At 72.5% G+C, this 23,675-nt stretch carries 18 protein-coding genes and 1 pseudogene; 9 read left to right on the forward strand and 10 right to left on the reverse strand.

The genetic code is table 11. From position 1 onward, the window contains the following. Nucleotides 1–93: 93 nt before the first annotated feature. From pdhA (ABD371_RS12875) to ABD371_RS12895, 5 genes are all read left to right on the forward strand, one after another. Entirely contained in the window at nt 94–1,221 is a 1,128-nt protein-coding gene (gene pdhA, locus ABD371_RS12875; RefSeq protein WP_344476112.1) for a pyruvate dehydrogenase (acetyl-transferring) E1 component subunit alpha, read from the forward strand. Continuing rightward, on the forward strand, nt 1,218–2,240 hold the full coding sequence (locus tag ABD371_RS12880; protein WP_344476115.1) for an alpha-ketoacid dehydrogenase subunit beta: 1,023 nt from the start codon (nt 1,218–1,220) through the stop codon (nt 2,238–2,240). Before pdhA (ABD371_RS12875) ends, ABD371_RS12880 begins: the two co-directional genes overlap by 4 nt. A 1-nt stretch (nt 2,241) precedes the next feature. After that, nucleotides 2,242–3,729, forward strand: a complete 1,488-nt coding sequence (locus ABD371_RS12885; RefSeq protein ID WP_344476117.1) for a dihydrolipoamide acetyltransferase family protein — start codon at nt 2,242–2,244, stop codon at nt 3,727–3,729. 115 nt (nt 3,730–3,844) lie between these two features. Next, nucleotides 3,845–4,768, forward strand: a complete 924-nt coding sequence (locus ABD371_RS12890) for an NTP transferase domain-containing protein (RefSeq protein WP_344476119.1) — start codon at nt 3,845–3,847, stop codon at nt 4,766–4,768. Next, entirely contained in the window at nt 4,765–6,477 is a 1,713-nt protein-coding gene (locus ABD371_RS12895) for a molybdopterin molybdotransferase MoeA (protein ID WP_344476121.1), read from the forward strand. Before ABD371_RS12890 ends, ABD371_RS12895 begins: the two co-directional genes overlap by 4 nt. A 7-nt stretch (nt 6,478–6,484) precedes the next feature. Here ABD371_RS12895 and ABD371_RS12900 read toward each other — a convergent pair whose 3' ends face one another. Continuing rightward, complete coding sequence (locus ABD371_RS12900; RefSeq protein WP_344476123.1) at nt 6,485–7,597, reverse strand: potassium channel family protein; 1,113 nt, start codon at nt 7,595–7,597, stop codon at nt 6,485–6,487. 183 nt (nt 7,598–7,780) lie between these two features. On the opposite strand from ABD371_RS12900, the pseudogene ABD371_RS12905 reads away from it, so the two are divergent. Together ABD371_RS12905 and ABD371_RS12910 are read left to right on the forward strand one after the other, a co-directional pair. Beyond that, a pseudogene (locus tag ABD371_RS12905) lies at nt 7,781–8,452 on the forward strand (potassium channel family protein); the annotation flags it as partial. 57 nt (nt 8,453–8,509) lie between these two features. Further along, a complete protein-coding gene (locus ABD371_RS12910; protein WP_344476125.1) occupies nt 8,510–9,490 on the forward strand; it encodes an NAD(P)H-quinone oxidoreductase in 981 nt (326 codons plus the stop codon). 135 nt (nt 9,491–9,625) lie between these two features. On the opposite strand, the gene ABD371_RS12915 is transcribed toward ABD371_RS12910, so the two are convergent. From ABD371_RS12915 to ABD371_RS12940, 6 genes are all read right to left on the reverse strand, one after another. Continuing rightward, a complete protein-coding gene (locus ABD371_RS12915; protein WP_344476127.1) occupies nt 9,626–10,171 on the reverse strand; it encodes a bacterial proteasome activator family protein in 546 nt (181 codons plus the stop codon). Between the two features lie 115 nt (nt 10,172–10,286). Further along, complete coding sequence (locus ABD371_RS12920) at nt 10,287–13,157, reverse strand: FtsX-like permease family protein (RefSeq protein ID WP_344476129.1); 2,871 nt, start codon at nt 13,155–13,157, stop codon at nt 10,287–10,289. Further along, nucleotides 13,154–13,924 carry an ABC transporter ATP-binding protein gene (locus tag ABD371_RS12925; protein ID WP_344476131.1) on the reverse strand — a complete coding sequence of 257 codons (771 nt, stop codon included), beginning with the start codon at nt 13,922–13,924 and terminating at the stop codon, nt 13,154–13,156. The genes ABD371_RS12920 and ABD371_RS12925 overlap by 4 nt, the downstream gene beginning before the upstream one ends. A gap of 332 nt (nt 13,925–14,256) precedes the next feature. Continuing rightward, the gene (locus ABD371_RS12930) at nt 14,257–14,955 is read right to left on the reverse strand and encodes a PadR family transcriptional regulator (RefSeq protein ID WP_344476133.1); all 699 of its coding nucleotides are present in this window, start codon (nt 14,953–14,955) and stop codon (nt 14,257–14,259) included. A 144-nt stretch (nt 14,956–15,099) separates the two neighbouring features. Beyond that, nucleotides 15,100–15,732 (reverse strand): chromosomal replication initiator protein DnaA, encoded by a 633-nt coding sequence (locus ABD371_RS12935; protein ID WP_344476135.1) that lies wholly within the window; start codon nt 15,730–15,732, stop codon nt 15,100–15,102. A gap of 150 nt (nt 15,733–15,882) precedes the next feature. Beyond that, nucleotides 15,883–17,661 carry a protein kinase domain-containing protein gene (locus ABD371_RS12940; RefSeq protein ID WP_344476137.1) on the reverse strand — a complete coding sequence of 593 codons (1,779 nt, stop codon included), beginning with the start codon at nt 17,659–17,661 and terminating at the stop codon, nt 15,883–15,885. Nucleotides 17,662–17,966: 305 nt separating this feature from the next. Between ABD371_RS12940 and ABD371_RS12945 the strand changes: the two genes are divergently transcribed. Next, nucleotides 17,967–19,583: a protein kinase domain-containing protein gene (locus ABD371_RS12945; RefSeq protein WP_344476139.1), complete on the forward strand. Its 1,617-nt coding sequence runs from the start codon at nt 17,967–17,969 to the stop codon at nt 19,581–19,583. Between the two features lie 109 nt (nt 19,584–19,692). Here the strand turns inward: ABD371_RS12945 and ABD371_RS12950 are convergent, their stop codons facing one another. The 3 genes from ABD371_RS12950 to ABD371_RS12960 form a co-directional block, all read right to left on the reverse strand. Beyond that, nucleotides 19,693–20,793 carry a phosphotransferase gene (locus ABD371_RS12950; RefSeq protein WP_344476141.1) on the reverse strand — a complete coding sequence of 367 codons (1,101 nt, stop codon included), beginning with the start codon at nt 20,791–20,793 and terminating at the stop codon, nt 19,693–19,695. A 15-nt stretch (nt 20,794–20,808) separates the two neighbouring features. Then, the gene (locus ABD371_RS12955) at nt 20,809–21,345 is read right to left on the reverse strand and encodes a pyridoxamine 5'-phosphate oxidase family protein (RefSeq protein WP_381733708.1); all 537 of its coding nucleotides are present in this window, start codon (nt 21,343–21,345) and stop codon (nt 20,809–20,811) included. Between the two features lie 147 nt (nt 21,346–21,492). Beyond that, nucleotides 21,493–22,161, reverse strand: a complete 669-nt coding sequence (locus ABD371_RS12960) for a response regulator (protein WP_190121161.1) — start codon at nt 22,159–22,161, stop codon at nt 21,493–21,495. 363 nt (nt 22,162–22,524) lie between these two features. On the opposite strand from ABD371_RS12960, the gene pdhA (ABD371_RS12965) reads away from it, so the two are divergent. Beyond that, complete coding sequence (gene pdhA / locus ABD371_RS12965) at nt 22,525–23,673, forward strand: pyruvate dehydrogenase (acetyl-transferring) E1 component subunit alpha (protein WP_344476144.1); 1,149 nt, start codon at nt 22,525–22,527, stop codon at nt 23,671–23,673. The last annotated feature ends 2 nt before the right edge of the window (nt 23,674–23,675 follow it).

The following is a 23,675-nucleotide window of genomic DNA, read 5'->3' on the forward strand; positions in this document are numbered from 1 at the left end:
AGCCGCCTGTAGCCAAAATGCGTCCACGACCGAACAATCGGTAGGTGAGGCGCGCCACATTTCCGGCCGCCCACTCCACGCTCCCACGAGGAGGTGCTCGCTTTGAGAGCCGTCGCCCACCGGCCCACCCCGCCCCCGGCCTGGCAGCCCCGCACCGACCCCGCGCCACTGCTTCCCGACGCCGAGCCCCACCGGCTGCTCGGCACGGACGCGATGGCGGGCGCAGACCCCGAGCTGTTGCTCTCCCTCTACGACCGGCTGGTCCTCGGCCGCAGATTCAACACCCAGGCGACCGCGCTGACGAAGCAGGGCCGGCTCGCCGTCTATCCGTCGAGCACCGGCCAGGAGGCCTGCCAGGTCGCCGCCGCGCTCGCGATGGAGCAGCGGGACTGGCTCTTTCCCAGCTACCGCGACACCCTCGCCGCCGTGACCCGGGGCATGGACCCGGTGAGCGTGCTGACCCTGCTGCGCGGTGACTGGCACACCGGGTACGACCCGTACGAGCACCGTGTCGCGCCCCTGTCCACCCCGCTCGCCACCCAGCTGCCCCACGCGGTGGGGCTGGCGCACGCGGCCCGGCTCAAGGGGGACGACGTCGTCGCGCTCGCCCTGGTCGGCGACGGCGGCACCAGCGAGGGCGACTTCCACGAGGCGCTGAACTTCGCCGCCGTCTGGCGCGCCCCGGTCGTCTTCCTCGTCCAGAACAACGGCTTCGCGATCTCCGTGCCGCTCGCCAAGCAGACCGCCGCCCCGTCCCTCGCCCACAAGGCCGTGGGGTACGGGATGCCCGGCCGGCTGGTCGACGGAAACGACGCCCCGGCCGTGCACCAGGTCGTCTCCGAGGCCCTGGCCCGCGCCAGACGCGGTGACGGTCCGACGCTGATCGAGGCGGTGACCTACCGCATCGAGGCCCATACGAACGCCGACGACGCCACCCGGTACCGGGAGGAGCCCGAGGTCGAGCTGTGGCGACAGCACGACCCGATCCTCCTCCTGGAGCGGGAGCTGACCGGGCGCGGGCTGCTGGACGAGGACCGCCGGCGGTCCGCCGCCGACGCGGCCGAGGCGATGGCCGCCGAACTGCGCGAGCGGATGAACGCCGATCCGGTTCTCGACCCCATGGATCTGTTCGCGCATGTGTACGCCGAGAAGACCGGCCAGCTGCGGGAGCAGAGCGAGCTGCTGCGGGCCGAGCTGACGGCGGAGGGAGAGGCGCGATGACCCCGGCGACGACCGAGGAGCGGACCGCCGAGAAGCCCGCGACCATGGCCCAGGCGCTCAAGCGGGCGATGCGGGACGCGATGGCCGAGGATCCCTCCGTCCATGTCCTCGGCGAGGACGTCGGCACCCTCGGCGGAGTCTTCCGGATCACGGACGGGCTCGCCGCCGAGTTCGGCGACGACCGCTGCACGGACACCCCGCTGGCGGAGGCGGGCATCCTCGGAGCCGCCGTCGGCATGGCGATGTACGGGCTGCGGCCGGTCGTGGAGGTGCAGTTCGACGCCTTCGCCTATCCGGCGTTCGAGCAGCTGATCAGCCATGTCGCCCGGATGCGGAACCGCACCCGGGGCCGGATGCCGCTGCCGATCACGGTCCGGGTGCCGTACGGCGGAGGCATCGGCGGCGTCGAGCACCACAGCGACTCGTCCGAGGCGTACTACATGGCGACCCCGGGGCTCCAGGTCGTCACCCCCGCCACGGTGGAGGACGCCTACGGGCTGCTCAGGGCCGCCATCGCCGCGGACGATCCGGTGGTCTTCCTGGAGCCCAAGCGGCTGTACTGGGCGAAGTCGTCCTGGTCGCCGACGGCCCCGGCGAAGGTGCCGCCGCTGGGCCGGGCCGTGGTCCGGCGGCCCGGGACGGGGGCCACCCTGATCACCTACGGGCCCTCGCTGCCGGTCTGTCTGGAGGCGGCCGAGGCGGCCGCCGCCGAGGGCTGGGACCTGGAAGTGGTCGATCTGCGCTCGCTCGTCCCCTTCGACGACGAGACGGTCTGCGCCTCGGTGCGGCGCACCGGGCGCGCGGTGGTCGTCCATGAGTCCACGGGCTTCGGCGGACCCGGGGGAGAGATCGCCGCCAGGGTCACCGAGCGGTGCTTCCACCACCTGGAAGCACCGGTGCTGAGAGTCGCCGGTTTCGACATTCCCTATCCGCCGCCCATGCTGGAGCGGCACCATCTCCCGGGAGTGGACCGGGTGCTGGACGCGGTGGCGCGGTTGCAGTGGGAGGCGGAGAGCTGAAATGGCACAGGTGCTGGAGTTCAGGCTGCCCGATCTCGGCGAGGGACTGACCGAGGCGGAGATCGTGCGCTGGCTGGTGGCGGTGGGCGACGTCGTCGCCGTCGATCAGCCCGTCGTCGAGGTGGAGACGGCGAAGGCGATGGTGGAGGTGCCCTGCCCGTACGCGGGGGTGGTCACCGCGCGCTTCGGCGAGGAGGGCGGCGAACTCCCGGTCGGGGCACCCCTGCTGACCGTGGCGGTGGGGGCGTCGGACGGCACGGCCGGGGATTCCCCCGGCGGCGCGGCGAGCGGCTCGGAGCCGGCCGGGGCGGCTCTCCCGGGCCCCGTCTCCGACGGCTCCGCGTCCTCGGGGGCGGTGGTCAACGGCTCGGCGGCAGATGGTTCGGCGGCGAGTGAGACCTCGGGGAATGTGCTGGTCGGCTATGGGACGGGAGCGCCCGCGGCCAGACGCCGCAGGATCCGGCCCGACACGGCGGCGCTTCCGGCCGCCGAGGCCCTGGCGCAGGAGGACGACGACGGGCAGTGCGGGCCCGTGCCCGTCATATCGCCCCTCGTGCGCAGGCTCGCGAGAGAACACGGACTGGATCTGCGACAGCTCGCCGGCTCGGGCCCGGACGGTCTGATCCTGCGCGCCGACGTCGAGTACGCCATGCGGGCGGCCGGCCTGGCGGCCCGCCCGGGGCCTCCGAGCCCGCCCGCCTCCCGGACGCCGCCCCGGCCCGCGCCGGTCGCCGCGCCCCGGAGCCCCCGGGTCCCGGCCGGGCGGGGCACCCCGCCGCGTTCCGCGCCGGCCTCCCCGGGAGGGGAACGGATCCCGTTGCGCGGGGTGCGCGGTGCGGTGGCGGCCAAGCTGTCCCGCAGCCGTACCGAGATACCCGACGCCACCTGCTGGGTCGACGCCGACGCGACCGAACTGATGGCCGCGCGCACCGCGATGAACGCGGTGGGCGGGCCCAGGATCTCGCTCGTCGCCCTGTTCGCCCGCATCTGCACGGCGGCGCTCGCCCGCCACCCCGAACTGAACTCCACGGTGGACCTGGCAGCCGGAGAGATCGTGCGACTCCCCGAGGTGCACCTCGGGTTCGCCGCGCAGACCGAGCGCGGCCTGGTCGTGCCCGTGGTGAAGGACGCGCACCGGCGCTCCGTCGAGTCGCTGAGCGAGGAGTTCGCCCGGCTCACCGAGGCGGCCCGGCACTCCGCACTCACCCCGGGCGATCTGACCGGCGGCACCTTCACCCTCAACAATTACGGGGTGTTCGGCGTCGACGGCTCCACACCGATCATCAACCACCCCGAGGCGGCCATGCTCGGGATCGGCCGGATCGTGCCCAAGCCCTGGGTGCACCGGGGCGAGCTGGCCGTGCGTCAGGTCGTGCAGCTCTCGCTCACCTTCGACCACCGGGTCTGCGACGGGGGCACGGCCGGCGGATTCCTCCGCCATGTCGCGGACTGCGTCGAACAGCCCGCGGTGCTGCTGCGCGGTCTCTGAGCCCCACACCGGACCGTCCGGGCGGGACCCCACGCCGCCCGGCCGGTTCCTCACGGGCCGCCCGCACTCCGGGCGGCCCGCGGGTTTTCCCCCAGGGCACGGCCATACTGCGGACATGACCGCGACACACCGCACCGACCCCCTGGAAACGCCCGACCACGACGCCGTGGTGCTCGCCGGAGGCGAGGCGAAACGGCTGGGCGGGGCCGACAAGCCGGGGCTGACCGTCGGCGGGCGGTCCCTGCTCGACCGGGTGCTCGCGGCCTGCCGGGGCGCGGGCGAGACCGTTGTCGTCGGCGGCCGGCGGCCCACCGCCCGGCCCGTCGTCTGGACCCGGGAGAGCCCGCCGGGCGGCGGCCCGCTCGCCGCGCTGGACGCCGGGGTGCGCGGACTCCGCGCGGAGTCGGAGACCGTTCTCGTCCTCTCCGCCGATCTGCCGTTCCTCGGCGAGCCGACGGTACGGCGGCTGCTGGCCGCGCTCGCCGCCGGCGGGCACGAGGCGGTGCTGCTCACCGACGCCGAGGGGCGCGACCAGCCGCTGGTGGCCGCCTATCGGACCGAGCCGCTCCGCCGCGAGCTGGCGCTGCTCGCGACCGAGTACGGAACGCTGGCCGGGCTGCCGCTCCGGCTGCTGCCGCAGGAGCTGGACATCGCCCGTGTCGCCGCGGAGCCGGAGGCGTCCTTCGACTGCGACACCTGGGCCGACCTCGCCGCCGCCAGGGCCCGGATCAGGGAGCATGGAAACGTGCTGGATGAATGGATCATCGCGGTCAAGGACGAGCTCGGAATCGAGCTCGACGTCGACACCCATCTGCTGCTCGATCTCGCCCGGGACGCGGCGCACGGCGTGGCCCGCCCGGCCGCGCCGCTGACCACCTTCCTGGTGGGGTACGCGGCGGCCACCGCCGCTCCCGGACAGGGCCCGGAAGCGGTCGCCGACGCCGCCCGCAGGGCCGCGGCGCTCGCCCTGCGCTGGGAGGCGGAGACCGGCCCGGCCGGCCCGGAGGGCTCCGGCCCAGGACGGACGGACATCGGATGACCGGCACGGACCGCCCGGAGGGGACACGGACCCGGAGCCCCCGCAAGACCGCCGCCGCGAAGGAACCGGCCAGGACCCGGGCGAAGGCGTCCGACGCGCCGCCGAGCGGCCGGGACCCCGTCGCGCCGGACGGCCCGCCCGCCAAGGCCCCCGGCGGCCGGGCGCGGAAGGCCGTGGCACCGGATCCCGCCGAAACCCGCGCACCGGACACCCGTACTCAGGACACCCGTACTCAGGACACCCGTACTCAGGACACCCGTACTCAGGACACCCGCGCACCGGGCTCCGGCGCACCGGGCTCCGGCGGACCGGCGGAGGACTGGGACGCCGACGGGGTGGCGGAGGCGCTGGCGCTGGTCAGCGGGGACAACCGGCGGAACGGGACCGCGGGCGGCCCCGCGCGCTCCCCGGAGAACCCCGAGAACCCCGAGAACCCCGAGAAGCACGAGAAGCCGGAACGGCACGGCGCGACCGCCTGGCCCGAGGCGCGGGCGCTGGCCGCCCGGATCGGCCTCGACGCCCGGATCCGCACCGTCCGGGTACCGCTGGAGCAGGCGCTCGGCCGGGTGCTCGGCGAACCTCTCACCGCCCTCTGCGACCTGCCCTCGTTCGACACCTCCGCGATGGACGGCTGGGCCGTCGCCGGACCGGGCCCCTGGGCCGTGAGGGACGGCGGCACGATCCTCGCCGGGCGCGGTGTCCCGCCGCCGCTGGAGGACGGTACGGCGGTACGGATCGCCACCGGCGCGCGCATCCCGCCGGAGGCCACCGCCGTAGTCCGGGGCGAGCACGCCCGTACGGACGAGGGACAGCGGCTGCTGCACGCGCGGCGGGCGGTGCTCCAGGGGCAGGACATCCGCCCCCGGGGACAGGAGTGCCGCTCGGGCGACCGGCTGCTGCCCGCGGGGACGGTGGTCACGCCCGCCGTACTGGGACTGGCCTCGGCCGCAGGCTACGACGAGCTGGGCATCGTCCCCAGGCCCCGGGTCGAGGTGCTGATCCTCGGGGACGAGCTGCTCACCGGGGGACTTCCGCACGAAGGGCTCATCCGCGACGCCCTGGGGCCGATGGTCGGGCCCTGGCTGACCGCGCTGGGGGCCGAGGTCGTCGCCACCCGGCGGCTCGGGGACGACGCCCGTGCCCTCCACCGGGCCGTCACCGCCTCGACCGCGGATCTCGTCCTCACCACCGGCGGCACGGCCGCCGGTCCCGTCGACCACGTCCACCCCGTGCTGAGCCGGGCGGGGGCCGAGCTGCTGATCGACTCGGTCGCGGTGCGCCCGGGACACCCCATGCTGCTGGCCGCCCTCGCCCCCCGGGGCGAAACCGGCGAGAGCCGTTCTGCGGGCCGTTTCCTGGTCGGGCTGCCCGGTAACCCCCTGGCGGCCGTCTCCGGCCTTCTCACGCTGGCCGAGCCGCTGCTGCGGGGCCTGATGGGTCTGCCGGCCCGGCAGCCGTACCGGGTGCCGGTCGAGGGCGAGGTCCACGGCCATCCCCGGGACACCCGGCTGGTGCCCTTCGTCCACCGTGACGAACGGCTGCTGCCGCTGCGCTACGGAGGGCCGGCCATGCTGCGGGGCATCGCCGCCGCCGACGGGCTCGCGGCGGTGCCTCCCGGCGGCGCGGGCCCCGGCGGCGAGCTGGAGGTGCTGGAGCTGCCCTGGCTGCCCGGAGCCCCCTCCGGCGCGGCCGTGAGGTGTTTCACGTGAAACAGGCTCAGTAGCCGGTCTCCTCGCGGCTGATGGTGATCAGCCGGTCGCCGAACTGGAGGCGGGCGCACTCGGGGTCGGCGTAGTCCAGCATCTTCTTCCGGCGCACCACGGCCACCACCAGATCCGTGCACTCGCGGGGAGAGCGGCCGACCTCGGTCTTGGTCACGGAGCGCTCCGCGAGGTTGAGTCCGCTGCCCCGGGTCATCAGGTCTTCGAGGGTGTCGGCGACGTGCGGGCTGGCCATCGACACCCCGAGCAGCCGTCCCGCCGAGCTGGAGCTGGTGACCACGGTGTCCGCGCCGCTCTGCTTCAGCAGCGGCACGTTCTCGTCCTCACGGACGGCGACCACGATGGAGGCGCGCCGGTTGAGCTGGCGGGCGGTGAGTGTGACCAGGGTGGCGGTGTCGTCCCGCTGCGGGGCGATGATCACCCTGGCGGCTCGCTGGAGCTCGGCCTTGAGGAGGGTCTTGGAGCGGGTAGCGTCACCGAGGACCGACACCAGCCCGTCGGCGCTCGCCGCCTCCACCGCCTTCTGCTGCGGATCGATCACGACGATCTTCTCCTTGGGAATGCCCTGACCGAGAAGGGTCTCGATCGAGTGCCGCCCCTTGGTCCCGTATCCGACGACGATCACGTGATCGCGCATCCGGGAGCGCCAGCGATGGACCCGGACCTGCTGGCGGGTGCGTTCGGTGAGCACTTCGAGAGTGGTGCCGACCAGAATGATCAGGAACACCACCCGCAAGGGCGTGATGATCAGGATATTCGTCAGCCTGGCACCGTCGCTGACCGGCGCGATATCGCCGTATCCCGTGGTGGAGAGGGTGACGGTCGTGTAATAAGCGGCGTCGAGGAAGTCGACTTTCCCATCGGCGTTGTCGTTGTAGCCGGCCCGGTCGAACCAGACCAGCAGCGTGGTCACGGTCAGCACCAGCAGGGCCATGGCCAGCCGCCTCAGCACCTGCTGGAGCGGCGGCACGGCGGCCTGCGCGGGCATGGTGATGGAGCGCCCGGCCTCCGCGTCGTCCCTGGCCTCGCCGTTCGACCGATTCCACAGGGAGAGCAGGATCGAGAACCTCCCTGCTGCCTTAGGCGGCGGTCGTCTCTCGTCCTTCATCGGATGTCCCCTCTTGGCGTCTCGGGTCGGTTTCGTTCATGGGCCGGTCGGCCGGCACGAGTGACCATGGTCGCCGATCCTTCGTCCGAACGCGGCCCCCGTCCGCCGTGTTGAAGGGTTTGGAGGTAGCTTCAATTCTCCGCGCGGGCGATCGTCACGCGCGCGGGTGGGATTTCGCAGAACCGCTGGAGGCTTCGCTTGCGCGAGCACACCGTCGTCGTGGGATTCGGCACAAAGGGCCGTTCCGCCATTCAGACGATGACCGCGACAGGTCTGAAAAAAGACCGGATCGTCATCATCGACCCCAGCAGCAAGGTGATCGACGCCGCCGTGGCCGAGGGCTTCACCGGCGTGATCGGCGACGCGACCCGCAGCGATGTGCTGATCCGGGCCGAGGTCCAGCGGGCCGGAAAGATCATCATCGCGACTCAGCGCGACGACACCGCCGTGCTGGTCGCGCTCACGGCCCGCCAGCTGAACCGCGAGGCGAAGATCGTCGCGGCGGTGCGGGAGGAGGAGAACGCGCCGCTGCTGAGGCAGTCCGGCGCCGACGCCGTGATCACCAGCGCCAGCGCGGCGGGCCGGCTGCTGGGGCTCTCCGTGCTCAGCCCCAGCGCGGGCGCGGTGATGGAGGATCTGATCCAGCAGGGCAGCGGGCTCGATCTGGTCGAGCGGCCGGTGATAAAGGCCGAGGTGGGACGGAGCGTCCGGGAGACGGACGACCTGGTGGTCAGCGTGCTGCGCGGACACCGGCTGATCGGCTACGACGACCCCGCCGCGAGCCCGCTCCAGCTGACGGACCGCCTGATCACCATCGTCCACGCGAGCGGCTCCACCCGGTCCGAGCGGAACTGACGGCACGGGTGACACGGGGCGGCGGACGGTTTCCCGGCCGGGAGTAGCCTCGCCGCCATGCATGCCATCACGATTCCCGAACCCGGCGGTCCCGAGGCGCTCGTGTGGGCCGAGGTACCCGATCCCGTGCCCGGCCAGGGCGAGGTCCTGGTCGAGGTCGCGGCGAGCGCCGTCAACCGCGCCGATCTGCTTCAGCGGCAGGGCTCCTACGACCCGCCGCCGGGGGCGTCGCCCCATCCCGGTCTGGAGTGCTCGGGGCGGATCGCCGCACTGGGCCCCGGGGTCTTCGGCTGGGCCGTCGGCGACGAGGTGTGCGCCCTGCTCTCGGGCGGCGGATACGCGCAGAAGGCCGTCGTACCGGCCGGACAGCTGCTCCCGGTGCCCCAGGGGGTTGATCTGGTATCCGCCGCCGCGCTTCCCGAGGTGACCGCGACCGTCTGGTCGAACGTCTTCATGATCGCGCACCTGCGGCCGGGTGAGACGGTCCTGATCCACGGCGGAGCGAGCGGCATCGGCACGATGGCGATCCAGCTCGCCAAGGCGGTGGGAGCGCGGGTCGCCGTCACGGCGGGCAGCCCCGGGAAACTGGCGCACTGCGCTGAACTGGGCGCGGACATCCTGATCGACTACCGGCGGCAGGACTTCGTGGAAGAGCTGCGGAAGGCCACGGACGGCGCGGGCGCGGACGTCATCCTCGACATCGTCGGCGCGAAGTATCTGGACCGGAACGTCCGGGCGCTCGCGGTCAACGGGCGGCTCGCGGTGATCGGTCTCCAGGGCGGCGTCAAGGGCGAACTGAACCTGGCGGCGCTGCTGGGCAAGCGCGCCGCGATCACCGCGACCTCGCTGCGGGGACGTCCGCTGGGAGAGAAGGCCTCGATCGTGGCGGCGGTGCGCGAGCATGTGTGGCCGCTGATCGAGGGCGGCCGGGTGCGCCCGGTGGTGGACCGGGTGCTGGAGCTGAAGGACGCGGCGGAGGCCCATCGGGTGCTGGAGTCCGGCGCGCCGGTGGGGAAGGTACTCCTGCGGGCCGGCTGACGGACCGCCTCACGGGCCCGGCCCGTCACGGGCCCGGCCCGTCACGGGCCCGGCCCGTGACGCGCCCGGGGGCCGGACCGGGCGTCCGCCCCGTCCGGCCCCCGGCCCTGCCGTCGCCCATCCCGCGGCCGAGGCCTACAGATACGGACCCGAGCGGATCGCCCCGTGCTGCGGGTGGTCGTCGTCGTCCTCGTGACCGCTGCCCGGCGGCAGCGCGCGGCGCATCTGCTCCAGCTGCGCGCGGGCCGCCATCTGCTGGGCGAACAGAGCCGTCTGAATGCCGTGGAAGAGACCTTCCAGCCACCCCACCAGCTGGGCCTGGGCGATCCGGAGTTCGGCCTCCGAGGGCACCGCCTCGTCGGTGAAGGGCAGGGACAGACGCTCCAGCTCCTCCACCAGCTCCGGCGCGAGGCCGTCCTCCAGCTCCTTGACCGAGCTGGCGTGGATCTCCTTCAGCCGGACCCGGCTCGCCTCGTCCAGAGGAGCCGCCCTGACCTCCTCCAGCAACTGCTTGATCATGCTGCCGATGCGCATGACCTTCGCCGGCTGCTCGACCATCTCCGTCACCGGGATCTCGCGCCGCTCACTGTCACCGTCACCGCCGCCGAGCGCCATTCCGTCCTGACCCACGACCAGTACGTGGGGGCTCTCCTGCGACCGTTCATTCCTCGGCATCTCCATGCGGTCATTCTCTCGCACATCCGAGCCGCGCAGGGGTGGCCCCCGAACGAGAATGATCACCTCGTACGGGGGCACAAAAGCGCGGACTGTGCCGCAAAGGCGGTCTACCGCCGGATTACGACGCCTCGCGCCGGGCCAGTCCCCCGCGTGAGCGGGTCACCAGCGCCGCCAGCAGAGCCGCGCCGACCGGAACCGCGATCAGCAGTGCGAGCAGCGTCATCCAGGGCAGGACGATCGGGACGAACGGCGCGTCCGCAGCGGTGACATAGCCCTGGTCGAAGGCGTCCTGGAACCACTTCATCTTCTCCCGCCGATTGGCGAGCCGCAGCCCGATCGCCGGCAGTATGCCCGCCGCCGAGCCGAGCACCACACCCATCGTGGCGACCACCCCGCACTGGAACCCGCTGAGCGTTCTGCGCACCCTGGGCGGTGCGCCGACCGCCGCCAGCGTCTTCAGATCGGCCTCGGCGTCGGCCTGGGAGAGCCCCGTGGCGATGCCCGCCGCACCGATGGTGATCAGTCCGGCGAAGATGGCCAGCGCCAGCAGGACGAGGTCGTTCTTGGCGGTGTAGCCCGCCTCGATCATCAGACTGGGGTCGGAGCCGGTCTTGGCGATCTCGGCGTCGAGCCGCTGGCGCTCCTCGCTGGTGGGCATCCGGTCCGTGGAGTAGAACGCGCCGTGCGGGAGCGTGTCGATGCCCGCGGCCTTCGCCGCGGCGGCCGGCATGATCAGCGGGATGCCCCAGGAGTTCGCGCTCTCGGGCATTTTGTACGCGGGGAAGGACTTGACCTTGCCGGGGGCCGGCTTGCTCTTCGCCTGCGCCTCGGAGGCCGCCTTGACGTCGGTGACCAGCCGGATGTCGATCTTGTCCTCGGCGTTGACATGGCTCCGCCTGAAGGCGAGCACCTTCCCGTCCGCGAGCGCCTTCTCGGCCGCCGGGTCCTTGATGCCGAGGACCTTCAGCAGCTTGGCGTCACCGACCGCGACATCGACTCCGGTGCCGGAGCCTTCGAGGTTCTGGCACCGCCAGTCCTCGGCGAGCTTCTGCCTCTGCTCCTTGCTGTACTTGGTGGACGGGTCCTCGTCCGGCCGGGCCGGGTCGGTGTACCAGAGCGGGCACTCGTTGGCGCGGGGGGTGAGCACCGTGTAGCTCCCGCACTCCGGCTTCTCGTATCCCCAGCCGTCGTACAGCGAGCAGTTGGGGCTGCCCACCGAGAGCCGGTCCAGATCGGCCCGTACATCGACCGGGAGCATCTTCTGCACGGTGGAGCGCAGCCCCGGTACCTCCCGGGCGCCGCCCGCCTCGCCGGCGAAGAGGGAGACGGAGCTGTGCGGCATCGCGGGCTCGTACAAGGCCCTCTCCTCGGCCTCCGCACTCGCCTGGTAGGTCGCCACCGTGACCGTTCCGGCGACCGCCGCGAGCACGGCGGCCACCGCCGGGGCCGTGCGGCCCCGGTTGCGCACCGCGTCCCGCAGCGCGAGCCGGGGGGAGAGCGGCAGCAGACCGCCGAGCCGGCCGAAGAGCCCCACCAGGGTGGGGGTGAGCGCGACGACACCCAGCTCGGCGAGGACGCTGCCGCCGGCGACCAGCAGCGTCTGCTCCGACATGATCGCGCCGTAGAGCGCGATCGCCACGCCCAGGACCACGGCGACCAGACCGATCACCGGCAGCACCCGGTTGCTCTTGCGGACGCCGCGACGGCCCGTCAGGGAGACCAGCACGGGCTGCCGTGAGGCGGTGACGGCCGGCACCAGGGCGGCCATCACCCCGGTGACCACGGCGAGCAGCGCGATGGCGAGAAGCTCCAGCGGCCGGATGTCGAAGTGGCCGAAGCGGGCCCCCACGAAGTCTTCCAGCAGTGGCCGCAGGGCCAGGGTGAGCGCGATGCCCAGAGTGGTGCCGACCACCGCGGCGGCCGCACCGATCACCAGACCGCCGGAGAGGACGATGGCGCGGATATGGCGGCGGTCACCGCCGTTGGCCCCGACCAGGCCGAGCTGACGGCGCGAACGCCGGGCGCCGACCGCGAAGGCCGGTCCGGCCAGCAGACAGATCTCCAGCAGGGCCAGCGCGACCACGGTGGCGATCGTGGCGAAGATGATGGCGTCCTGCCCCTGCCCGGAGCCGCTCGCCCAGTTGTCGCTCTGGAAGAGCGGCACGGCGGAGTCCGGCGGCGGGTTCAGGGTGACGGAACGGGACTCGACCACCACGCCCTTGGCGTTGGTGTCCTTGACCATGTTCCACGTGAAACCGCCGGGGAACTTCACCAGATAGGTGGTGTCGCTCCCGGTGGTGGGCAGATCGTGCTTCTTCAAGGACTTGTCGAGCGGCGCGAGAAGGGCCCCGGGGAGCGCGACGACCTCGTCGGTCTTGAGCGCCTGGGGCAGCTCGTACGAGCCCACCACGGTGTACTCGCGGTCGAGATGACGGGCGGTGAGCCCGGAACCCACCTTCAGACCGCTGTTCTTCAGGAAGGAGTCGGTCGCGACCACCTCGTCGGCCTTCTGCGGGAAGCGTCCGCCGGTCAGCGACAGCATGCCCTCGACCATCGGGTCCGCCGCCCGGACCTCCCGGACCTGGGTGTTCAGCAGACCGTGTTCGGTGCGCAGCTTGGCCCGGCCGGCGGTGTCGGTCAGGACCTCCGCCCCCGGGGGCAGCGCCTTGGCGACATCGGTCCGGCCCTGCGGGTAGGGCCTGTCCTCGAAGTCGCCCACCGCGGAGTGGCTCTGGGCGTCGGGGGACTGCATGACCGGCTCGCCGCCGGTTGTGGCATCGCGGACGCGGGCGTCCGCCCGTCCCATCTCCCGTTCGAGTTCCTGCTCGGCGGAGAGCTCGTGGCTGCGGATCGTCAGATCCGCCGCGCTCACACCGACGATGGGCAGCGCGATCATCGCCAGGACGAGGAAGCTGCGTCCCTTGGCGCGCCAGGCGTCGCGGCGGGCGATGCGGATCGCCGCCCGCCAGGAGTGGTACCAGGTCTTCACAGTTCGGCCGCCCGGCCGGAGAGCAGCGAGTCCGCGTTGCCGCGCACCGTCTGGTCGACCACGGATCCGTCGCGGAGGAAGACCACCCGGTCGGCCCAGGCGGCGAAGCGCGGCTCGTGGGTGACGAGGATGGCGGCGGCCCCCGCGTCGCAGCGGGCGCGCAGCAGGGCGAGCACGGACTCGCCGGTCTCGGAGTCCAGCGCGCCGGTCGGCTCGTCGGCGAGGACCAGCCGGCGGTCGCCCACCAGGGCGCGGGCGATGGCGACGCGCTGCTGCTGGCCGCCCGACATCTCGTCCGGGAAGCGGTCGGCGAGATGCTGGAGGTCCATCTCGGCGAGGGCGGCGACGGCCTCCACCCGGGCCTTGCGGGCGGGGACACCGTCCAGTTCGCGGGGGAGGGAGACATTCTCTGCGGCGGTCAGCGCCGGTATGAGGTTGTAGTCCTGGAAGACATAGCCGATGCTGCGCCGGCGCATCGCGGCGAGCGTCTTCCGGTCGGCGCTGGTGATGTCGGTGTTCTCGACGATCACCTTGCCGGAGGTGGGGGAGTCCAGACCGCCCGCGATGGTGAGCAGCGTGGACTTGCCGGAGCCGGACGGGCCCATGACGGCGACGAGTTCGCCGGGGAAGACATCCAGATTGATGCCTCGCAGGGCGTGCACCTCGGTGGCTCCGCTCCCGTGCACACGGGCCAGTTGCTGGAGTTGCAGTACGGGCTGCTGTGATCTCTGAGGCTGTAGTGACTGCTGAGCCGGGTAATTGGACATGGGAGGGTCCCCCTCGGACTGATGGGCTGAGCGGTGTGTGGCACGGGCTGTGTTCGCGAGCCGTGTTCGCGGGCCGGGCGGGGAGCGCCGCGCGGCGGTGGCCGGGCCGCCCGGTCGGCTGGTGGTCCCGAAGCGGAAGCCGGAGCCGGAGCCGGAGCCGGGCCGAAGCCGAAGCGGAAGGCGGAAGCCGGAGCCGTGAGCCGGAGACGGCCGGGTCCGGGGCCGGATCGCCGATCCGGTCCCCGGGCCCATGGCCCCGGTCCTGAGCGGTCGGGCCGGGACTCCCCCGCCCGGTGGAAGCGCTCGGGGAGAGCGCACCGGGCGGGGGCGGTTCAGCCGGGGCGGTGGGTGCGGGCGGATCCGCGTCCGCCCGGGGACAGCGCGGAGGCGGTGGGAGATCCGTCGGGCCCCGGCGGGTCCGGCCGGGTCTCCGGCGGTGCGGCGGCCGACCGCTCCGCGGCTCGCCGCCCGGTCAGGGCGGCCAGCCGGAGGAGCCGCACCTCGCAGTGGTCGAGCCAGCGCGCCTCGGCCTCGGTCTGGAAGATCAGCTGTTCCAGGACGAGCAGCCAGGCCACGTCGTCCCGTTCCCGCGAGCTCCCGCCCCCGCCCCCGCCCTCGATCGAGAGCAGGGCCTGGGCCTTGAGCCGGGTGTACTCCTGCATCGCCTTCACGGTGTGGTGGCGCTGCGACTGGATGACGGAGCGGATGTCCACGCCGGGCGCGCCGACCGCCATCGCCAGCTTGATGGCCAGCTCGTCGCGCGGCGGACTGCTCCGGTCCACCGGGGACGCGAACCAGTTCCGCAGTTCGGCGCGGCCGGCCTCGGTGATCGCGTACAGCGCGTGCCCCGCCTCGTCCTCCCCGCCCTGCGCGACCATGCCGTCGCGTTCGAGCCGGTTGAGGGTCGTGTACACCTGGCCGACGTTGAGCGGCCAGGTCGCTCCCGTGCGCGACTCGAACTCCGTGCGGAGCTGCGAGCCGTAGCGCGGGCCTTCTTCGAGGAGGGCGAGGAGCCCGTGACGGATGGACATACCGAGTATGTATACCGGGTATGCCGTGTGTCGCCAACCGCCGGGAGACGGATCTCGCCGGGTCCGCCCTGAGGGGGACAAGGGGCGACGCGAGGCGGATCCACAAGTAAGCGGAAGCAAGTGCCGACAGCGGTTTCCCGCCCTTCAGCGGCGGCGCATCCGGATCCCCAGAAAGCCGATTCCCAGCCCCATGAGGGCCATCCCGACCCCGAGCGAGAGTGGTGAGACCTGCCGTGCGACCGGCTCGGGAACGGCCTCCGTACGCTGCTGACGTGCGGCCTCGTGCGGCGGGCCGCTGGGTGACGCGACCGTCGGGGCCTCCTCGCCGGAGGTGTCGTCCCCGTCGTGCGCCTCGTCCTCGCCAGCGGGCTCGGGATCGAGCGGGTCCGCCCCCGAGCCATCCGGAAGACGGTTGTCGGAGGCGTAACCGGAATCGGAGTCAGAGGGGTGGCCGGGGCTGGTCCGATGGGGTTTCGGGGTGGCCGTCGCGGTCGGGGAGCCGGGACGGGAATGTGACACGGACCCGTTCGGCGACGGAGCGGCCGGGCCGGAGCGGCTCGCCGACGGCTCCTGCGGCGGGGTCGGGGTCTCACTCACCGGGGAGCGCCCGGGGCGCGGCCGGCCCTCGCCCGCAGGCCGTCCCGCGAAGGACTCCGACGCGGTGGGGCCGGGCTCCGGGACCGGCGGCGCGGACTCCCCGGCCTGGGCCCGGGGTGCGGCCAGCAGCAGCACCGGGACGACCGCGAGGGCGCAGCGGGTGCGCCGCCTTGGAGCCACCGGGTGACCCCCTCCCGTACCGGACCTGCCGAACTCGCCGAATGTGCCGGACGGTGGCCGTCACCGGCCGGTCCGCGCAATGAACTCAGCGTCACATGGCGGGATGAATCCGGCATCTCGAAGAGGGGAGGGGAGCGGGGGGAGGGAGGGTCAGCCCGACTTGCCCGTCGAGATCTGGAGCTCGAACTCCTGGTTGTTCGGCGAGACGGCCGCCCCCTGTGCGGGGAACTGGCTGATCACGGTGTCCTTGGGCCACTGCGGGTTGTCGACCTCACGGACGTTCCAGGTCCAGTCCGCGGCCCGCAGGCACTCCTTGACCGAGAGCACGTCCTTGTGGAGGAGGTTGGGGGCCTGGACCTTCGACGGGTCGGTGCCGTCCTCCATGGCGTCCGTGCACTTGGTGATCTTGATGGTCCGATTGCGCTCCGGCGGCAGCGCCTGGCCCCCGGAACCGTTCCCGGAGCCGCCCCGGGCGGACGGGTCGGCGGAGGCGCTCGACGTGGAGCCCCCGGTGGGCTCGTCGGCGGGCGGATCGAACCTCAGTCCCTCGGCCACCTGATACAGCGCCGCCGCCGCCAGGGCCAATCCGCCCAGGACGATCACGGCCTTCTTGTTCCAGCCCTTGCGGCGCGGCGGGCCGCCGGGGTGCTGAGGCGGCGGAGACATCGTGTACGAGGACTGCGTCTGCTGGTAGGCGGGCCCCGGATACCCGGCCCCGTGCTGCCCCGGAACCGGAACCGGAACCGGGCCCTGCCCCGGAACCGGGCCCTGCCCCGGAACCGTCCCGGCCCCCTGCGGGTATCCGTACTGCGGACCGGGCGCCGGAGCCCGGTAGGGACCAGGCTGCTGATACGGCTGCCCCATGTGCCCCGGCTGCCCCATGGGCTGCGGCCGGGGCGGCTCCGGCGCGGCGGCCGGCGGCCGGCCGTGGTCCACCGGCGGGAAGACCGCGGAGCCCACCCCCGCCCCGCTCGCCACCGGACCGCCCGAGACGATCACCGGTGCCGACGACTGCCCGGCGCTCGCGACCCGGGCGCACTCGCTCCGCATCGCGGCGGCGCTCGGGAAGCGCTCGTTCGGGTTCTTCCGCAGCGCCCGCGCCACCAGCGCGTCCATCGCCGGGGTGACCGAGCGGTTGATCGAGGAGGGCGCCGGCGGCTCCTCCTGCACATGCGCGTAAGCGATCGCCAGCGGAGCGTCGGCGTCGAACGGCAGCCGCCCGGTGAGCAGCTGGAAGAGCATCACGCCCACCGAGTACAGATCGGAGCGGGCGTCCACGCCCCGGCCCAGCGCCTGTTCGGGGGAGAGGTACTGCGGAGTGCCGACCACCATGCCGGTCTGGGTCATCGACGCGACGCCCGACTGCATCGCCCGCGCGATGCCGAAGTCCATCACCTTGACGACCCCGCGCCCGGTCATCATCACATTGCCGGGCTTGATGTCCCGGTGGACGAGCCCCACCTCATGGCTGCTGTCCAGCGCGGCCAGCACATCGGCCGTCACCTTCAGGGCCTTGTCGGCGGGCATCGCCCCGTACTGCCGCACATCCGCGTGGAGCACCGAGCCGAGCGGCAGACCCTCCACGTACTCCATGACGATGTACGGCATCGGAGCGCCGCCGTCGGCGGTCGCGTAGGCCCCGGAGGCGTCGAAGACAACGGTGTCCTCGCCGGTGTCGAAGACCGAGACGATATTGGGATGCGACAGTTTGGCAACGGCCTGCGCCTCGCGCCGGAACCGCTCGCGGAACGACTGCTCGTGCGCCAGCTGCGTGTGGAGCGTCTTGATGGCGACCTGCCGGTCCAGCGCGGTGTCGTACGCCAGATGGACGGCCGCCATGCCGCCCTCGCCGAGCAGATCGCGCAGCTGATACCGGCCACCGGCCAGGGAACCGCCCGAGTACCGGCCACGCCCGCCGTCCTGGCTCATGACTGTGCATCCCCCTCGGCGTGACGACCGCTGTCCGGTCCGGCCCGGACGCCGAAGGCCCGGAGTGATCCGTTGTCCCTGTTACGGGGCAAGTGTGCCCGAGGGGTCCGGCACGTCAAGCCGGGCGTCCGTTCCGTGACCGTACGCACAATTACCGTCCGGTCAGCGTCACAGGAGTGCCACGAAATGCGCGTGGCCGTGCTCACAGAGGTTTAAAGGCCGGTCCATCTCAGACTGGCCTGACGTATGAAGGCTGTAGCGTGAGGCCACACGGCACCGATACACAGATACGACGGCGAGGACTGATGGCACCCGAACCCGAGGCCGGCAGCGGCGGCGTGCCGGATGCGGCGGACGCCTGGGGCGCCGGCGGACTGGTCGGCGACGGCCGGTACCGCCTGACCCACCGCCTCGGACGCGGCGGCATGGCCGAGGTCTTCGCGGCGGAGGACGTACGGCTCGGCCGTACCGTCGCGGTGAAGCTGCTCCGCCCCGACCTCGCCGAGGACCCGATCTCCAAGGCGCGCTTCACCCGTGAGGCGCAGTCCGTCGCCGGGCTCAACCACCACGCGATCGTGGCGGTCTACGACTCCGGCGAGGATGTGGTGGGCGGCCAGTCCGTGCCGTACATCGTCATGGAGCTGGTCGAGGGCCGCACCATCCGCGATCTGCTGATCAACGCGGACGCCCCGCCGCCGGAGCAGGCGCTGATCATCGTCTCCGGAGTGCTGGAGGCGCTGGCCTACTCGCACCAGCACGGCATCGTGCACCGCGACATCAAGCCCGCCAACGTGATCATCACGCACTCGGGCGCGGTCAAGGTGATGGACTTCGGCATCGCGCGCGCCCTGCACGGCGCGTCCACCACGATGACGCAGACCGGCATGGTCATGGGCACCCCGCAGTACCTCTCCCCGGAGCAGGCGCTGGGCAAGGCCGTCGACCACCGCTCCGATCTGTACGCCACCGGCTGTCTGCTCTACGAACTGCTGTCGCTGCGTCCGCCGTTTACCGGCGAGACCCCGCTGTCGGTCGTCTACCAGCATGTCCAGGACATTCCGCTGCCGCCGTCGCAGGCCTCCGACGTGGTGCCGCCGGAGCTGGACGGGCTGGTCATGCGCTCCCTCGCGAAGGACCCGGACGACCGGTTCCAGAGCGCCGAGGAGATGCGCGGTCTGGTGCAGTTCGGGCTCCAGATGCTTCAGCAGCAGGGCAGCCACAACGGCAGCTGGAACACCGGCTTCGTGCCCGGCCCCGAGGGCAACGCCACCACCGCCATGGGCATGGGCGGCCCCGGCGCGACCGCCGTGCACCCGGTCCACGGGGACACCGCGCAGGGACCGATACTGCCGCCGATGAACCCGGACGACGGGGGATACGACGGCGGCCGGCCCGGTTCCGGCCGCAGCCGGAGCGCGGTCTGGCTGGTGGCGGCACTCGCGCTGGTGGCCGTCGTGGCGGGCGTCGCCTACGCCCTGAGCGGGCGGGACGAGCCCAAGGCCCCGCCGACGGACAAGCCGAAGACCACCCAGTCCTCGGAACCGGCCAAGACCAGCCCGTCGCCGTCGGATTCCCCCTCGCGGACGCAGCAGACGCCCGGCACCAACCCGGGGCAGGGGCAGTCCCCGACCTGGAAGTCGACCTCGGTGACCAAGCCGATCCAGCCGCCGGCGACACAGCACTCGCCCACGAACGACGTCTCGACGGCCCCGTCGACGACTCCCCCCACCGCTCCGACGGAGGAGGAGTCCACCCCGGCGACGACCGGGCCGACGGACAACCCCGGTGATCCGGCCGGTGGCGACAGCGGCGGCGACCCGGGCGGCGGCGCCGTCGAGGGCGCGGACGCGGGCGGCAGCGAGGGCGGCGACCCGGGCGGCGGCGCCGTCGAGGGTGCCGACGCGGGCGGCGGAACCCCCTGACCCACACCGGTACCGGTACCGGTACCGGTACCGGTACCGGTACCGGGGACGGCGCGGGGCCCGGCGGCCCCGCGCCCTCCGCACCCGCCGTGCGGGCTGCCGTGCGGGGTTACGCCGTGAACGCCTCCCGTACCGCCTCGTACTCCCGGGTCCACCAGACCGCCAGGGCCGACACCGCTGCGAACTGCGGGTCGGCCCTTCGGTCGTGCAGCTGATAGCGCCAGCGCAGTATCCAGAAGTCGTTGAGCCGCTCCCACCACACCCGGTGCACCGCCGCCGCCAGCTCCGCCCGGTCGGCCCCGACCGCCCGGCGGTAGGCCCGCGCGTACGCCCGTACCTTCGTCAGCTCCAGCTCACCGGCCGGCTGTACGAAGAAGATCACCGCGGCCCGGACGGCCTCCTCCGCACGCGGCTGGACGCCCAGCCGGTCCCAGTCCACGATCGCGGCGGGCTCGCCGCCCCGGTAGAGCAGATTCAGCGGATGGAAGTCGCCGTGCACCCAGCCGCCCGCCGAGGCCGGGGGCGGTCTGCGGCCGGCATGGCGCTCCAGCAGCGCCCGGCGCTCCTGAAGGCGGTGCTCCGCGAGGGTGTCGAAGGGGTCCCGGGGGCCGGACGAGCGGGCCAGCGAGAGCAGTTCGTCGATGAGCTCGAAGGTTTCCTCGGGGTCGGCGCTCTCGTACTGGAGCGAGTGCCCGGATAAGCGCCCGGTGTCCGCCGTACCGGCCCCGGGACGATCCGCGGGCCCGCCCCCGGGACGATCCGCGGGCCCGCCCCCGGGATGATCCGCGGGGTGGCGCATCACCCGCTCCAGAGCGGTGTGCACCAGCCCGAGGAGGGAGCCGAGACGCCGGGACTGGGACGTGGAGAGCTGCGCCCCGTCGCGGTGGCGGCCGTCGATCCAGGGGTGCAGTGCGTAGCAGCGGCCGCCGATCACCGCGACCGTTTCGCCGTGCGCGTCCGCGAGGGGCGGGGCGACGGGCACTCCGAGCGCCTGGAGGCGCAGGGTGGCGCGGTGCTGGCGGGCGATGGCGTGGTGGTCGCCGTCGAGATGATGTTTCAGGAAGTACGCGCCACGGGTGGTGGCGAGGCGGTAGCCGCGGTTGAGAAGCCCCTCGGTGACCCGCTCACAGGAGAGCGGTTCGCCCGGGTTCTCGTAGCGGCTCAGCAGGGCGCCGACCGGCGGCGCGGCGATGACAGATGAGCGCGGCACTCACCAAATGGTAGATCACGCAACGTGTCGGTTTGGCTGCTCTGAGAGATAGTCCAGGGTGTGCACGGTAACGAACTGAGGTTCGATACGCATATATACCGGTTCAAACCGTTCGCCGTCGGCCTGGAAGGGCTCGTCGCCGAAGAGCCGCAGCTCCTCATCGGCCGGCTGGACGATCTCGGCGGTGCCGGTGAACTGGACCGACCACATCGCCCGTCCGCCGGAGTTGAAGTTGTCCGCGCCGTACGCCACCACCGCGCCGTTGCACGCCCGGTGGTAGCCGAAACCCCGGTGGATACGGAGCACGACACCGCGGCCGAGGACGATGTGCCGGGCCGGGGCCACGAAGGGCATCGCCCGCATGCTCGTCGCCAGCCTGCCGTAGGAGACCCGGCCGAGCAGCTCCATGGCGAGCAGCTCGTCGGCGTCCGGGGTGCGCGCTCCCCCGGAACCGACGACGGAACCGGCGGCGGAACCAGCGGCGGAACCGGGGCGGCCGGTGACAGCTGTGGCGTCGGCTGCTGCTGCGGCGTGGAGTTCCTCGGTGGGCATGGGTCCACTCTGGGTGACCGGAGTCCCCCGCGGAAGGGGCTGCCGCCCCTGCTCGACGGGGACGTAAGTCCCGGTCCGGGGCTCGTCGGGGTCCGCCCGGCCGGGCTCGGCGGCACCGCGGCGTTGGGCTCAGCGCCGGTGCCGGGCTCAGCGGTGGTGCTGGCGCTCCGCCTGACGCCGGGCGACAAAGGCGGCAGCCTGGGACCGCCGCTCCATGCCCAGCTTCGACAGCAGGCTGGAGACATAGTTCTTGATGGTCTTCTCCGCGAGGTGCAGCCGCTCGCCGATCACCCGGTTGGTGAGTCCCTCGCCGATCAGATTGAGGATCTTGCGCTCCTGCTCGGTCAGGCCCGCCAGTTTGTCGTCCCCCTTGGGGGTGTTCCCGTCGCGCAGCCGCTCCAGCACCCGCGCGGTCGCCACCGGATCGAGCAGCGACTTCCCGGCCGCGACCTCCCGTACCGCCGACAGCAGCTCATTGCCCCGGATCGCCTTCAGAACATAACCGGAGGCACCGGCCATGATCGCGTCGAAGAGCGCCTCGTCGTCGGCGAACGAGGTCAGCATCAGGCACTTGATGCTCTCGTCCTGGGAACGGATCTCCCGGCAGACCTCCACCCCGCTGCCGTCCGGCAGCCTCACATCCAGCACGGCGACATCGGGGCGGGTGGCGGGGATCCTGACCATGGCGTCCTCCGCGGTGCCCGCCTCGCCGACGACTTCGATGTCGTCCTCGACGGAGAGCAGCTCATGGACGCCGCGGCGGACGACTTCGTGGTCATCCAGCAGGAATACGGTGATTTTTCCTTCTTCGCGCACGAATGCAGTCTCACACACCGGCTCTTCCCGTGCCCCGGGTGCCCGGGATAACGTGCCGGTGTCCTCGACAGCCCGCAAGGCCGTGACCAGCGCGGTAACCGGTAAGTGTTCCCCTATTTCTCGATTTACTTGGAAATCCAAGCAAAATCCCAGGTCAATAGGGGTTTCACAGGAATGCTCCGCACTGGGTAACGTGCTTTTTGACAGGGTCTCGTCGGGGGCGCCTGTCACGCCTGTTCCCGTTTTCCCGCACCCACCCCGTGCGCGAGGCCGAGAACGGGCGAGCCTCTCCCTGTCATCGACAGGGGCGACCCCAGGCTCCCGGCAATCCCGGGGGACCGGACAGACGGAGGAGCACGCATCGTGACCGTGGAGAGCACTGCCGCGCGCAAGCCGCGACGCAGCAGCAAGCGCGTGAGCGCCGCGACGAAGCCACAGAGTTCCGAGCCCCAGCTCGTGCAGTTGCTGTCGCCCGAGGGCGAGCGGGTCGAGCACCCCGATTACCGGATCGAACTCACCCCCGAAGAGCTGCTCGGGCTCTACCGGGACATGGTCCTGACCCGGCGCTTCGACGCCGAGGCCACCTCCCTCCAGCGCCAGGGCGAGCTGGGCCTGTGGGCCTCGCTGCTCGGCCAGGAGGCCGCCCAGATCGGCTCCGCCCGGGCGCTGCGCGACGACGACTATGTCTTCCCGACCTACCGCGAGCACGGCGTCGCCTGGTGCCGGGGCGTCGACCCCACCAATCTGCTGGGGATGTTCCGGGGGGTGAACCACGGCGGCTGGGACCCCAACGCCAACAACTTCCACCTCTACACCATCGTCATCGGCTCGCAGACCCTGCACGCCACCGGCTACGCCATGGGCGTGGCCAAGGACGGCGCGGACACGGCCGTCATCGCCTACTTCGGCGACGGGGCCTCCAGCCAGGGCGATGTGGCGGAGTCCTTCACCTTCTCCGCCGTCTACAACGCGCCCGTGGTCTTCTTCTGCCAGAACAACCAGTGGGCGATCAGCGAGCCGACCGAGCGCCAGACCCGGGTGCCGCTCTACCAGCGCGCCCAGGGCTACGGCTTCCCGGGCGTCCGGGTGGACGGCAATGACGTACTGGCCTGTCTCGCCGTGACCCGCTGGGCGCTGGAGCGGGCCCGCCGGGGCGAGGGACCGACCCTGGTCGAGGCGTTCACCTACCGGATGGGCGCGCACACCACCTCCGACGACCCGACCAAGTACCGGCACGACGACGAGCGGGCCGCCTGGGAGGCCAAGGACCCGATCCTGCGGCTGCGCGCCCTGCTCCAGAAGGAGGGCCACGCCGACGAGGCCTGGTTCGCCGCCCTGGAGGAGGAGAGCGACGCACTCGCCAAGCGGGTGCGCGAGGCGGTGCGCGCGATGCCCGACCCGGACCCCGTGTCGATCTTCGACAACATCTACGCCGACGGGAACGCCCTCGTCGACGAGGAGCGGGCGCAGTTCACCGCGTACCAGGCGTCCTTCGCCGAGGGAGGCAACTGAAT

It is taken from the genome of Streptomyces amakusaensis (genome assembly GCF_039532665.1).
Taxonomy (GTDB): Bacteria; Actinomycetota; Actinomycetes; order Streptomycetales; family Streptomycetaceae; genus Streptomyces; species Streptomyces amakusaensis.

Coding starts and splice junctions, on each gene's coding strand:
- ABD371_RS12880 (WP_344476115.1), top strand. CDS start 1,218: ATGACCCCGGCGACGACCGAGGAGCGGACCGCCGAGAAGCCCGCGACC.
- ABD371_RS12945 (WP_344476139.1), top strand. CDS start 17,967: ATGGCACCCGAACCCGAGGCCGGCAGCGGCGGCGTGCCGGATGCGGCG.
- ABD371_RS12900 (WP_344476123.1), bottom strand. CDS start 7,597: ATGAAGGACGAGAGACGACCGCCGCCTAAGGCAGCAGGGAGGTTCTCG.
- ABD371_RS12940 (WP_344476137.1), bottom strand. CDS start 17,661: ATGAGCCAGGACGGCGGGCGTGGCCGGTACTCGGGCGGTTCCCTGGCC.
- ABD371_RS12930 (WP_344476133.1), bottom strand. CDS start 14,955: ATGTCCATCCGTCACGGGCTCCTCGCCCTCCTCGAAGAAGGCCCGCGC.
- ABD371_RS12955 (WP_381733708.1), bottom strand. CDS start 21,345: ATGCCCACCGAGGAACTCCACGCCGCAGCAGCAGCCGACGCCACAGCT.
- ABD371_RS12895 (WP_344476121.1), top strand. CDS start 4,765: ATGACCGGCACGGACCGCCCGGAGGGGACACGGACCCGGAGCCCCCGC.
- ABD371_RS12925 (WP_344476131.1), bottom strand. CDS start 13,924: ATGTCCAATTACCCGGCTCAGCAGTCACTACAGCCTCAGAGATCACAG.
- ABD371_RS12915 (WP_344476127.1), bottom strand. CDS start 10,171: ATGGAGATGCCGAGGAATGAACGGTCGCAGGAGAGCCCCCACGTACTG.
- ABD371_RS12885 (WP_344476117.1), top strand. CDS start 2,242: ATGGCACAGGTGCTGGAGTTCAGGCTGCCCGATCTCGGCGAGGGACTG.
- ABD371_RS12910 (WP_344476125.1), top strand. CDS start 8,510: ATGCATGCCATCACGATTCCCGAACCCGGCGGTCCCGAGGCGCTCGTG.
- ABD371_RS12890 (WP_344476119.1), top strand. CDS start 3,845: ATGACCGCGACACACCGCACCGACCCCCTGGAAACGCCCGACCACGAC.